General features: G+C 43.9%; 8 protein-coding genes and 1 tRNA gene. 4 read left to right on the forward strand and 5 right to left on the reverse strand.

The window, feature by feature from the left end; genetic code table 11:
* Window positions 1-56 precede the first annotated feature (56 nt).
* From tagF to W293_RS0108780, 3 genes are all read right to left on the reverse strand, one after another.
* Window positions 57-1,046, reverse strand: coding sequence for a type VI secretion system-associated protein TagF (gene tagF, locus W293_RS0108770; protein ID WP_025652078.1), 990 nt, complete (start codon window positions 1,044-1,046; stop codon window positions 57-59).
* Window positions 1,043-5,104, reverse strand: a complete 4,062-nt coding sequence (tssM, locus tag W293_RS0108775; RefSeq protein ID WP_025652079.1) for a type VI secretion system membrane subunit TssM — start codon at window positions 5,102-5,104, stop codon at window positions 1,043-1,045. Before tssM ends, tagF begins: the two co-directional genes overlap by 4 nt.
* 106 nt (window positions 5,105-5,210) lie before the next feature.
* Window positions 5,211-6,797 carry a hypothetical protein gene (locus W293_RS0108780; protein ID WP_156915639.1) on the reverse strand — a complete coding sequence of 529 codons (1,587 nt, stop codon included), beginning with the start codon at window positions 6,795-6,797 and terminating at the stop codon, window positions 5,211-5,213.
* Window positions 6,798-7,248: 451 nt separating this feature from the next.
* On the opposite strand from W293_RS0108780, the gene W293_RS16330 reads away from it, so the two are divergent.
* The 4 genes from W293_RS16330 (at window position 7,249) to icmH (ending at window position 11,261) form a co-directional block, all read left to right on the forward strand.
* Window positions 7,249-8,205, forward strand: coding sequence for a M15 family metallopeptidase (locus W293_RS16330; protein WP_025652081.1), 957 nt, complete (start codon window positions 7,249-7,251; stop codon window positions 8,203-8,205).
* Window positions 8,206-8,248: 43 nt separating this feature from the next.
* Entirely contained in the window at window positions 8,249-8,947 is a 699-nt protein-coding gene (locus tag W293_RS0108790; RefSeq protein WP_025652082.1) for a hypothetical protein, read from the forward strand.
* 9 nt (window positions 8,948-8,956) lie between these two features.
* Window positions 8,957-10,303 (forward strand): type VI secretion system baseplate subunit TssK, encoded by a 1,347-nt coding sequence (gene tssK / locus W293_RS0108795; protein WP_025652083.1) that lies wholly within the window; start codon window positions 8,957-8,959, stop codon window positions 10,301-10,303.
* Window positions 10,304-10,448: 145 nt separating this feature from the next.
* On the forward strand, window positions 10,449-11,261 hold the full coding sequence (gene icmH / locus W293_RS0108800; RefSeq protein WP_025652084.1) for a type IVB secretion system protein IcmH/DotU: 813 nt from the start codon (window positions 10,449-10,451) through the stop codon (window positions 11,259-11,261).
* Between the two features lie 393 nt (window positions 11,262-11,654).
* Here icmH and W293_RS0108805 read toward each other — a convergent pair.
* Window positions 11,655-11,730, reverse strand: a tRNA-Asn gene (locus tag W293_RS0108805).
* 286 nt (window positions 11,731-12,016) lie between these two features.
* The gene (locus W293_RS0108810; protein ID WP_025652085.1) at window positions 12,017-13,219 is read right to left on the reverse strand and encodes a pyridoxal phosphate-dependent aminotransferase; all 1,203 of its coding nucleotides are present in this window, start codon (window positions 13,217-13,219) and stop codon (window positions 12,017-12,019) included.
* Between the last annotated feature and the right edge of the window lie 328 nt (window positions 13,220-13,547).

Raw genomic sequence — 13,547 nt, forward strand, 5'->3', positions numbered from 1 at the left:
TTTTCTAATCTTACTGTTATTGAGAGCATGCTTGTTAACGATCAATTATCGAATATCTACTGTGCCAAGAAGGTTTTTTTAAACAGTTGTCTAGTATCGTACAGATAAAGGTCATCTTGCAACAATATTTTGTTAAACCGAGTTAAGCCGATATCTTCATCGATATAGCTTTGTGTCCAGTCACTATGAGCAATGATTACCCAATCATCGGGATGACTGTCCTCACTACTTGCCAGCTGGCTAAGCATGCAACCGTCCGGCTTGGTAAAGCTCAATAGCAGGCGGTAGCAGTTTGAAACTCGGTACAGATACGTATTCAGATAGAGCTGGTGTGGCTGATAAAAACCGCTAATAAGATCATGCCAAAAAGTCGCCATATGTATGGCATTTTCTCTGTCAGAGGTCAGGGTCCAATATATGGCTTTATTCAGACCGCTAAAGCCTTTGCTATAAGTCGGTAAGAATAACAAGCCTGTGGCTATGATTTGTTGTATCAGTTGTGATTTACTGATGTTCATCAATATCGCGATGTCGTGCAATGTGGTGGTATTGATAAAATCGTAATAGTGGGTACTGGCGTTTTTATTGACGGTAAGCTGACCGTCGTTCAGACCCGCCATAACCTCAGCGCTATCGGTTTTAGATTTAGCCACGCTTAGGACTTCATAAGTCTCATTCCACAGCGTTAATGACTTAACGGGCAGGTAGTTCATCCAGCTTTTTGGTTTATCGAGATGAAGCACACCAAAACCGATAAGCGGATAGTTTCTATGGCTACTGTCATGACTAGGAAGCAGGACGCCGGTAATAATCTCGTTAGATACCGTATCTACGTGACTAAAGTTCAAAAAAGCAATGTTGTTCGTCGGTGGGCTGTCTATCAACGAGTCACTCGCGTCACTGAATAAGTTTTCTGATATCGCCAAGGCTTGACTGACCCATTGATCAATTGCATTGGTCTCAGCGATATGAGCGCGCGCCCTGATAAAGTCTCCACGAGCTGGTAATTTGCCAAAATAAACTAGGGGTAGTGATTCAGGAGTCATGGCGTTGGCTCCCGCGGTTCAGAGGTAGCCGTAGTTGGAGACGAGGCAGTTTGTGCGCCATTGCCACTATTGTCCTCGGTGTTCTGAACGTTACTCGTGGTAGCACTGGTATTAGCATCTGTATTGGCGTCTGTACTAGGAGCCAAGTTCAACACGCCTGCTACTGGAGGGGCTGTACTCGTTTGCTCAGTATTTTGACCGGTTGATTCACGAGCATTATTGCTATTAGCCGCTGCGCTATTATCCGTAACAGGTCTTGCCGTACGTGTGACCCCAAGGGCAATCACCTCGTTAGGGAGTTTCATACCAGTAAAGGGGTTGTTAGAGCGCCCTTGACTGGCTGTGCTACTGCTACCACTGATGATTCTAAAACGTACCGGAATAGTGATGCCATCACCTGACCATGCCATCTCAAAGATATTGTCGCCAAGCTCAGTGCGGCGGGCGCTATTAATCAGTCTTTCAACGCCAAAGCTGCCGGCTTCCTCAAATATGGTGTAATCCCTGCCATCGTAGTTTTTGGCTCTGATGCTGGCTCCTGGTTGGCTACTTGGATTTGGCCATACAAACGTCGTCCATGCTTGCGTACCCATACGATAACGCAGCTGCTGTCCATCAACGACGATCGTATATTCGGTCAAACCGCTAACCGGTAAAGGCATGATTTGGAATGTGGTTTGATTGGCAGTGGCACTGCCACCACTCGCGCCTGACGCGCTTCCAGCATTGCCACCAGTATAGTTGACAAAATATCTGCCAAAATCAGCGACGAACTTAGGATTCAGACCTAAGCCTGCACCATTCCAAATTTTACTTGAGATTTGATCGCCTCGGCGGATGATAAAAGGCGATAAGGTTTCGTTAACAAACTTGGCGACATAGCCATCTTCCCCAAAGAACTGTCCAATCTCAGCAGGGGTTGCCTCCAAGTTAGCATTGGCGGTAAATGGATATTTATTGCCCAAGTTATCCAAAAAGGGCTTGTATACTTGTGCTTGCCAGACTTTATTAATCTCAGCCTTAGTCGGGGTGAGGAGCATCGTAAATGAGCGAGTTAGCGGCTCGCTTAGCAATGGACGTACCAGCTGTTTTATTTCAGAGTTGGCTTGGCTAAGTATTTGCTCATCTAAGATCTGCAAGGACTTGGTCATCTCTGAACCTTCAGTGCTGAGCGTTTGCGAAGCAAATAACAAGGCATCAGGACCGATATCATCGCTACGGGCTATGTTATTGAACCGCGTTCTAATATCTCCTAAGCTTGCCAAATAGTTATCCAATAGCGATAAGTCTTGATTGTCTTCTCTTGGGGTGACTAGGTTGTGTATTGAGGAGAACTCCTGCGCTACCATGCCGGTGCTGGCAGGGACGGCTGCCGCTTCATTAGTACTGTTATTACTGCCATTATTCATCGCCGCTTCTGCTTGACGAAGCTCAGCTGGGCTTTGACGCAGGATCGTTTGCTTGAACCAATTGACAAATGAGCGCCGAGAGTTGGAGCCATTCGCTGCGGGTTGGTTTGCGGCTTTATTGTCCCACTGGGTCTGACGATCTACCGTCTCAAATAGTGTTTTTAGCGGTGATTCGGTGGCGTTAGACAGCTGATTTAATAAGAGCGCATGATCGTCGAAGCCTTTACTATCACGGATGTAGACCTGTGATAAAAAGCGCTTCCACTCAATGATGTACTCTTGTTTGTAGCGATTGACCAGATATTGACGTATTTGTTCAGGGCTGCCTGTCAGCGTCAAATCATCTTTGCTACTGGTCGCAAGTACCCAATCGTCGGCAACCACTCTATTGGTAGCAGCTCTATCAATCTCATCACTCACGAACGATTCCCATGCTTGCTTGGTAAAGGTGCCGGAGATCACATAACTGCCTAGCAGTACTTCATTGGCACTGTCTTGGGTAATTTGTGCGACAGTCACCGATGGAAAGCGAGCAGAGGAGCGCATTTTAATCTCAGAATAGACACGCTCACGGGCAGGTTGGCCTTTACTGGCTTTAGACAACGTCGTACGGGTTTTATCCACCAGTCCCAAGTCATTTTGAATCAATGGAAAGGCGGGGTCGTCGACATGAGCAAGCGTAAAGCTTAAGATGCGCTCAGCCTGACGAATCATCTTGTCACGCGGCATATCAGCACGGTTGGACTCAAGCCAAGTGCGCCAAAAACGTGTCATTTGATCGCTCAAATGGCTGGTTTCTAAGTGCTCATGATTGCCCAGCATCAGATAAGCTTTCAGCGCATTATAAGCATCCTCTACGTCGGTAGGGTCAGATTGTATATAAGCGTCGTTGCTCACGGTTTCGGATTCAGCTGCTGACGTTTCTGCCTCCTGCACTTTCAGGTCTGCCGCATTCGTATTGACGTCGGTCAAAAACCTTTCAATGTTTTGTTTGGTAGGCGCTAACACGATAATGCCTACACCATTATAATATTCAGATAGCAGTTTTTCTTTGAGCTTATCTCCTTGATATAACCCAAAGCTCAGCGACAACGGACGATTCTCGTCGTAGCCTTCGAGTTGCTCTATTCGACTTTGCAGGATAGTGAGTGACTCAAGTTGTGACTGCAAATCACCATTAGCATTTTTTTGCATTAGTGCGACTTGCTGCAAGTCAGCTTCTACACGTTCAGTCAATTGCTTGTTATTGGCATAAGACCAAGTCCATAAACCAACCGCTGTACATAGCACCACCACAGAGGCGAGGGTGGCCAGCGCGCGATGGCTACGCTTGTTGCGGTTTTTATGTTGTTTGACCAAATGCTTGTCTTTTAAGATGACTTTAGAAAATAAATCATGCAAGAAGTAAGGCTTGTCGGCGGCTTCTTGCTGAGCACTTAAAGGCACTGCAGGTGGTTGCAAGTCGTAATTTTGCACCATTTGTAAGGTCATTTGACTGCTGACTTGCCCTTCTTGTAAGGCACTGGTGAAGTAAAATCCGCGTAGTATGGGCTTAAACTGAAAAGGGTTGTCTTCGAATAAGGCGTGCATCAGCGTTCTAATCATCGGCCGTAATGATTGGAACTCCATGGGAAAAGTCATCAGACTCGGAGATACCGTACGTTGGTGACGCAGAGACAACTTAGTGGTGCTAAGATCTTTTAGACCGTTAACCAGCACGCCAAAATGCTCTTCAAACACATCGCTGATATTGATGCTATCAGGGTCTTCGGGATAGGGAATCGTCGCGCCCCATACTTGCCCGCGCTCTTCTTGCTCGTAATCATTAAAAAAGTCACGGAAGCCTGATACCAAATCCATTTTTGTGAAGACCACATAAACGGGGGCATAAACTTCTAATTGCTCTGTTAAATCTTGCACACGGCTACGCAGGTTTTTGGCCAAGTCTAGTGCGTAACTGGGGTCATTTTTGGTAAGCTCAGCGATACTAACGGCGATAATAATACCGTTGATAGGCGCTTTGGGGCGGTTCTTCTTCAATAGGTTTAAAAACGACAGCCATTCTGAGCGGTCATCTTCGTAGGCAGAGTAGCGTCCTGCGGTATCGAGTAGGATGCCTTCGGTAGAAAAAAACCAATCACAGTTACGAGTACCGCCGACACCTTGTACCGACAGCTTGTTGGTTTTTTCCATAAACGGGAATTTTAGCCCAGAGTGAAGTACCGCCGAGCTTTTACCTGCTGCTGGGTTACCAATGACCATATACCATGGCAACTCGTACAGTGCAGCTTTGCCAGTTTGATCGCCAATTTTAGACTTGCGAATGGTCTTAATAGCGTCTTGCATTTGCTGACGTAAGGCCTGTACTTCTTGTGCATTCTCGTCTTTAGCAGCACTACTATTGGCACTATTAGCGCCTTCATCGTTATTGTCTTCTACTAAATCTGCGAGCTCAGCGGCCGCCTTTTTACGCTTTTTCCACCAGTAGTAGCCAAACCACGCTAGTAGCAGACAGGTTATGGAGACACCGATAATGACGAAGAAGGCTTGTAGCGCGACATAATCATAGAGTAAGACCAGAGCGACTATGATAGCTAAGACCAATAACACTCTTGGATTGTAGATGAGATGAAAAAACCTTGAGAACATGCCTGCTACCTAATGTGATCTTGAAATAATAGAGAGTCATCATTTCATCATAAACAATGACTGATATAAGCGATAAAACGAGCAATATTAACTGAACTAAAAGTGGCTAAAGTGTTTGGTTGGACTCTGCAAGCCACAACATACAGCGGTGCTTATGTTGGGTAATAAGGAGTTTAATGTCAGACTCCTGTGGCTGTTCTTTGGCAGCGCTGACCAACAGTGCGAGACTTAAAAAAGGCTGTAACCATGAGTTCAGAGGCATATAATGCCCTAAATGATGGTCATTTACTAGCGCCCCTTGCGCTATAAATTCATCGATAAATGTCATAAGTAGGGATAAGTCGTAAGGTTGTGTTGATGGATTAATGTCTGACAAGAGGGTGATACTATTTTCACTTAACGCATCTGTCATTGTTGTTTTATTGTCAATGGCCTGCGCTGACTTTTTTTCTTCTGCCTTGGTTTTGTCGTCATGGCGATCTAATAGAGCAAATGAATTATCTAGTAACAGCTGTTTTATCGTTTTCAAATTTGCTAAATAATGCTGGCGAGTATTGCTATAAGCCTGCTGCGGCACCTCAGCGGCCATACTACTGGCATCATTGGGTAGCGCCTCGCCAATTTCAGTCATGGAAAAACGTACCTTGTGATCTAGATCGAGAAGGTCTTTGGCGGCTTTGTTATAGAAAATCAGCAATATACCGGCTTCGGTAGGCAAGAGATTGGAGGCGTTGTCTACGTATAAGTTTGCTTCAAGCCATTGCTCATTAATCTGTGAGTCGACGGTGATAAAAAGACAAATCTCGGGGGTCGCAGCTTTAGTCAGAGCAATAAGTTGCCCGTGAATAAATTGCAGCGGCTGATAGGTCTCGTTATCAGCACCGTCATGGCTATTATGAAAAGAGTCTGTATGACGAGGATTTTTATCAGCGATGATGGTCTGAATAGTGAGTAGCTGCTCGGGAATACCATAGGTTGCCAATTGCTGTTTTAGCCTTTCAACCAGATAATTAGCATCAGCCAGCTCAGGAATAGACAAATAAATAGACAGCGTAGACAATGAGATAACGGGAAGGCTATCCTCTGCAGAGGAGTCTTCTGTTGTGCTCGCGATGTAGTGTTGCTGCCATTCTGGATGGATATTCAGCGCTGAGTTTGGCTCATGGATATTTTGTTGCATAATGCGCTCAAAATGCTGAGCCAGTACACTTAGTGCATCATCACTTGCGGTAAGTTGATTATCAATCAATGCCCATAGACGCAAGGTTTGCTCATTTAGGCTTTCAGCCGCGTCTTCAGGATATGCCTCGTTATCTAGCTCATTATCGTAAGCGTAGAGCGCTGTTTGTTCGGTGATCACACCCTCAATCGGCTTGGTTAATATTGGTAAGCCGTCAAAGTCTGATAGCGCTTCACTCAATACCGTGAGATCGTTATCATTGTCTATGATTTCAGGCCAATCAATCCCTTCGGGTAGACAGATACTACTATTTATAAACAATTGATAAGAATCGATAGGTGGCGCCTTTATTTTTTTGCTTATTTTCTGAGCTGGCGCTAGTTCTTCTGCTTCTGATTTTTTTTGTCGCCATTTAATAAACACGATAAAGCCAAACAAAATTATTGGAATAATCACAAACCATAGCAGCAGTCTTGCAGAGGTAAGTTGCAGCGTATTATCTTTAAAGTACATCCAAACCAATAACAGATAAATGACTAAAAAAAGTGCAAGAGCATAGCGCCCGTAAGTTATTAGCTTTTTTACGCCCACTTGCCATACCCCTTATCTACATAATTTTATTAGAGGTAGTTTATGGTATTTGAAGATTTCTCGCTACCATGTATCATTACTTTGCTTGGTTAATTAGCATAAGATGGTTTTTCTTCTCGATTTTTGCTCATCGCCATGCTATATCACTAGTCAATATAGCCAGTTAATAAAAAATACAATTAAGTTGGGTTTTTTATAAAAAAATATCTCATCTGTCTATATAATAGCCAGCTACGACATGCTGATGGCTGAACATTAGTATTTTCCAATATTTTGCCCGCTGTTTTTCTTTATGCCTCACTGTGCCATTATTTTCCTTATGATTTATTTGGTCGTTATCCTTTTTACGCTTGTTTCCATTACAGTGATTATCATGCTTTTTGATCGTCAGCTGTATGAGCGACTGTTTGATAAGGTGAGCACTGTTTGGCAAGGCGTCTCGGTGATCAAACTTCAACGCCCCACGCTCAAGCTACCAGTTCTGCCACGTATCTCGCCTAACAGCATTCCTATTGTTCCCACTTTATCTGTTTTAGCCATTCTTACGACGACAGTGGGGTGTTATTTTCTGATTATGCATAACTCTCTTGAGGTTTATCATGCTCAAGATGACTCGTTGAATACTGCCAACTCGCAAATCAGTCAATTACTGGTCGGGGAGCGATTGCGACCACCGCCTGCGCCGCCTGCTGAGCTTTTCGCTGAGCTAGAAGCAGAGATTGCCAGCTATCAAGCCACGCAAACCGACGAGGGCTATTGGCCGGAGGTGGCGACGGACGCGTCACCAGTACAAAGGCCTTTAATGCTCCCTGAACCTGACCTGTCTGATTTAAATACCCAAGACCACAGTACGGGCTACTCGGGTGATATTTTGGCATCGCATATCAGCAATGGGCACATTAACATCAGAAATGCTGACCGTAATTGGAATAAGATGAACTCTGAGTTTGTCCAACGGCTGTTGACTGTCTATAAGGTGATGAGTGATCAATATGGTTATGACATGGTGCTGCTAGAGGGCTATCGTAGTCCGGGAAGGCAAGCACGCTTGCTCAAAAAAGGCCCAAATGTCACCAAGGCAGGATCTTATAAGAGCTATCATCAGTTTGGTCTAGCAGGCGATAGCGCCTTTATTAGAAATGGTAAAATTGTGATTACTGAAAAGGATCCATGGGCGATGCAGGGCTACCAGTTATATGGTAAAGTAGCAAAATCGGCTGGACTAGTGTGGGGCGGCGACTGGCGTATGATGGATTTGGGCCATGTTGAGCTGCGCAAAAAAGGCGTGCTTGGTCGCCCGCAAATGGCAGAGATTTTGACCAGTCAATAACGACAATAACAAAGCAAAATACAGAAATAATATGGACAAATGTATGAAATTATCTATAGCGGCAGTGGCTCTTGGTTGGGTATTAACGACCACGCTATCAGGATGTAGCCTCAGTGGCGCTAGTAAGTCTGATAGTAATGCGTCTGTACTGGCTGGCAAGTCAGGTAGCAATAACGAAGCTTCCGTCATCGATAGCATGAAAGACGTTATTAGCCATAAAAGCACGGCAATGAATGAAGATTTACAAAACCTAAAAGCGCAACTAGAGCAACAGCAACAGCGGCTTGAGTCAATGAATGACGAGCAAAAAGCCTTGCAAGAACAGCTAAAACGTCAAAGTATTACCTTACAAATTCTTCCTGCGGCTAATGCCAATGCTGGACGTGCCAAACAAGGCACTGCGAGTACGGCTTATATTGGATTTTTGGAAGAAGAGAACCAATTCGCCGAGGTAGAGGAGCGGGCTGCTAAAGAAGTTAGCGTCATTCCCAATCGTGCCACCAGTCTTAAGCTAAGTATTCCACAGGATGCACAGTTTATTGCCATCAAAGTTGGACTGAGACATACGCAGAAACGCTCGCAGGTATTGATACCACTTGATAGTATCGATTTTGACCAAGCGCTGGTTTTAAATATCGGCGCTTGTGATATCAATATCAAAGAAGGCGTCAATCCAGAGTTAGTGCCTGACTTTACCACCAAACTTAAATATTATCAGCAACCGCTGGTTAGCTGCTTGTAGGAGATAGCCTTGAGTAAACATAGAGTATTATGGGGAGAGGGACTGTTTTTAAGACCCCAGCATTTTCAGATTCAAGACAGCTATCATAACTCGCAACGTGCACTAAGTATGACACTGATGCACCCTTATGCTTATGGCATAGCAGACGTGCAAATTGATAAACAATTACTAGAGAGCAATTTATTAAGCTTCCAAAGCATCTACGGTGTGCTACCAGACGGTACTATCTATCAAGCGCCACGTACCGATGCGCTGCCAAAGCCAATCACGCTTGATACTCACCGTAACGACGATGAGATATTCGTGTTTTTGAGCCTTGAGATTGTTCATAGTGGCGGTAGCAATATACAGACAGAGCAAAGCGATAACCCAGCACGCTATGTGAGAAATACGGTCGAGGCACAAGATCTGTACAGTCAAGCTGCCGAAGCGATGATCGATGTTATTCAACTGTCACCAAGCTTGCAGCTGAGCCATTCTGCTCAAGCGCCCAGTCAAGATACCGTCTCTTTGCTAGTTGCTAAGTTGCTGCGTACCACCCAAGGTGTCTACCAAGTGGACGAGGATTATATTGTGCCTAGCGTCCATATCACCAGTAATCCTGCATTGGTCAACCAAGTCTATCGCTTGATGACGATGATTAATACCAAGTCCACCTCTCTCTATGACCATCATCGTCAATCTAACAATGATTTGCTAGAGTTTCGCTCATCAGACATTGCGTCTTTTTGGCTTTTGCATACGCTAAATACCGCATACTCTCAGCTCAGCCATTTATACAATAATGCCAAGCTACATCCAGAACGGCTTTATGAGGCGCTATTGAATGTTGCCAGTCAATTGGCGACCTTTAGCTCATTATATAAAGTAGGTGATTTGCCCTCTTATCAGCATAACAATGCCAATGAGTCTTTTATCAGTATCATTTTGATCATTCGCGAACTGCTCAATACGGTGATTGCTAGCAACTTTATCTCTATTCCTTTGCGTCAAAATAAACCGTCTTACTACACAGGGGAGCTGAGCAGTGACAAGATTACTCGCAGCTCACAGCTGTATCTGTCGGTTAGCTCATCGCTACCGATGCATGAGCTCATTGATATCGTGCCAAGACGCTTTAAAGTGGCAACGCCAGACGCGGTAGAGAAGCGGGTACTATCAGCACTACCGGGGTCACCAGTCTCGCATGTCACCCAAGTACCTAGTGCGATACCGGTAAGACCAGGCTTTAGCTACTTCACTATCGAACCGGTCGGTGAGCTGTATGATGAGATGATTAAGTCTGAGTCTATCTGTATTTATGTACCGAACGGCTTTGATGACTTAAAAATAGAGCTGATGGCCATCGTGCAGTAGTTTTTCTGAGAAATGTTATGAATAAGGGTTTATGAGAAATTGATGTTTATATCTAAAATATCTCACTCAATTTTTGCTTATGGATAATCTTTAACCAAACCCTTTTATTCAGTTGTATTTCAAATAATTAGTATTAGGAACGATCATGTCAGCAAACAATTCAACGGGTTCTGCGCCTTCATTGCTAGATTCAGGCGAGGTGGCATCAAAAGTATCAGCGAATGGCCTTGATAGACGCATCAGCAGCCAGTCGCTGGTTGATATCATGTATGACGGCTTTTACTTGGTTTTCTTATTGCGTAATCATTATTTTAGTACCGAACCGCGTAAGTTCCGTCAAAAAATATACGAGTTTTTAGATAAGTTCGAAATGAACGCTCGTAAAAAGGGCTTTTTGTCAGAAGATATTCACGAAGCCAAGTACGCTTATTGTGCGCTGATTGATGAGACAATCATGACGTCGCAAGAGCCAGAGTTTCAAACGTTAAAGGATGCTTGGGAGCTAAACCCTTTACAGTTAGATTTGTTTGGCTCGCAAATCGCTGGCAATGAGTTCTTTGAGCGCTTAGATGGTCTGCGCGAACAAGGGGAGAGGCGTCTGCCAGCGTTAGAAGTCTATCATTATGCGATGTTGCTTGGCTTTCAAGGAAAGTATCGTTTAGAGGCGCCAGAAAAGATACGCTATCTTATCTCGCGTTTGGGTGATGAGATTGAGCATTTGCGTGGTAATAAAAACGAGTTTTCGCCATTTTGGGCGATTCCTGATCAGATTAAGCATACACTGACCAGTGAGACACCGCTATGGATCATCGTTGCCGTAATGGCAGTGCTATTGACGGCGATATTTACAACTATGTGGTATCTGACCAATAGCTTCACGGATCATCAACTCTCAGCTTATGATAACGTCATCCAAGAAAATAAAGAGCAAGCGCATATTTCAATTTTCTTACCGTAACTGCTTGTATTTACCGAGAGATATTTACCTTATATTTACCGAGAGATAGTTACCGATAATAATTTAAAATACGGCCGTTAGTTATAGTTAATATTAAATAAATGGATACGTTGTTTAATAACGCGGAACTGGTATGAATTTTTCTGGCTTGCTGTGCCTATGCCGACAGAGGCTGCAAAAAATTCATCCCAGTCCAGCTGTATCTTTTTAATATTGGACTGACTATAAGTACTGACGGTCGTTTTCATGAGTCGGTAGTAAAATATTTTTAGTAATATCTAAAACATAAAGCAATAAATAACACCCATAAAAAAACCCCCATCAAAGTGATGAGGGTCTTGGCAAATGCCATAATCGAATCAAAGATGACTCAAAAAATTTACGACTAAAATATGGCTCTCCAACCTGGGCTCGAACCAGGGACACACGGATTAACAGTCCGTTGCTCTACCAACTGAGCTATTGGAGAATAAGCTGTAAGTGTTTCATGGCTTACAACGAGCTTAGAAAGTCTCTAACGAGTTCTTGCTAAGTGGGGCGTATTCTAGCAAAGATAAAAAATACGTCAAGCTTTTTTTGCATAATTAACAACATTAATGGTTTTTAATAGGATGATGATGGTTTTTAAGACGTTTTTCATTATCGGTAGTTGTTAAAACCACAATAAAAAAGACGCCCACATATCCTTTATGTGAGCGTCTTTTTTATTTACATATTTCTAATGCTTATTACTTATAGTAGATTAAATATAATCGTTATTCAGCAACGTCTAAATCAGCAACCGCTTTTTCGATACGCGATAAGGCGTCTTTTAGTGTTGCTTCATCAGTGGCGTAAGAGATACGCATATAACCGCCCAGACCGAAGGCATCGCCAGGAACGACCGCAACGCCAACTTTCTCTAACAACCATGCTGAAAACTCAGTACATGACGATAGACCAGCCGCTTTGATGAGTGGTTTGATGTCAGGATAGACATAAAATGCGCCATCAGGACGTAGACATGTGATGCCTTTAATGGCATTTAGACCATCAACGACCAAATCACAACGCTTTTCAAATGCCGCGACCATAGGCTCTAGTACGCTTTGGTCACCACTGATAGCAGCTTCGGCAGCGACTTGACTGATAGAGGTCGGGCATGAGGTTGATTGTGATTGTACTTTCTTCATCGCACCAATTAATTTAGCAGGGCCACCAGCATAGCCGATACGCCAGCCGGTCATCGCATAGGCTTTTGATACGCCATTTAGGATGATAGCGCGGTCTTTAAGCTCAGGCGCAGCATTCAAGATATTGTAGAACTTATCACCCGTCCAGCGAATGTGCTCGTACATGTCGTCAGAGGCCACATAGACTTGTGGGTGCTTTTTCAGCACGTCAGCGATAGCTTTTAGCTCATCTAGCGTATAAATCATGCCCGTTGGGTTAGAAGGACTGTTCAATACCAGCATTTTGGTTTTGTCAGTGATGGCAGCTTCTAATTGCTCTGGAGTAATTTTGAAGTCCTGCTCAGCTGGGCATTTAACAATGACTGGCACGCCTTCTGCGATGATGACCATGTCAGGATAGCTGACCCAGTACGGTGCTGGAATGATGACTTCATCACCAGGATTGATAAAAGCTTGGGCAAGATTAAAGAAGGATTGCTTACCACCGACCGATACCAAGATTTCATTTGGCTCATAGCTGATGTCGTTATCACGCTTGAATTTCTCAATGATGGCTTTTTTGAGCTCTGGGGTGCCATCGACAGCAGTGTACTTGGTGAAGCCGTCATTGATGGCATCGATTGCTGCTTTTTTGACATGTTCTGGCGTATCAAAATCAGGTTCGCCAGCACCTAGACCAATGATATCTTTGCCTGAGGCTTTTAGCTCTTTGGCTTTATTGGTGATTGCTAAGGTAGGGGATGGTTTGATGTTGTTGACACGGTCAGACAATTGCAATTCGCTCATGAGAGCTCCTTTTCGTATGGGAGTGGGTTGGTGAAAATCTGCTGGTAATTATATAACGTTTTAAGCATTATCAGGACATGTTATAAGGTAGTTTAAGCGTTTTTTAGCGTCATTTTATTATGCATATCAGGCATCGCCGAATAATACATGGCTATTACTGAATAATAAGTCGTTAGCGCTCAATATAAAGCTTGCCAGTTTTGGCATTGTAGCATGCTGCTATTACGCTGTCTCATAGAGGCAGTAACAGAAAATGACGCTTTTGCAGAGGGTCTTAGCCTTTATTTGATCAAATATATGTCATATTGATAGCATAACTTGTGCGTCA

The sequence above is a fragment of the Psychrobacter sp. TB67 genome, from assembly GCF_000511065.1.
Lineage (GTDB): Bacteria > Pseudomonadota > Gammaproteobacteria > Pseudomonadales > Moraxellaceae > Psychrobacter > Psychrobacter okhotskensis.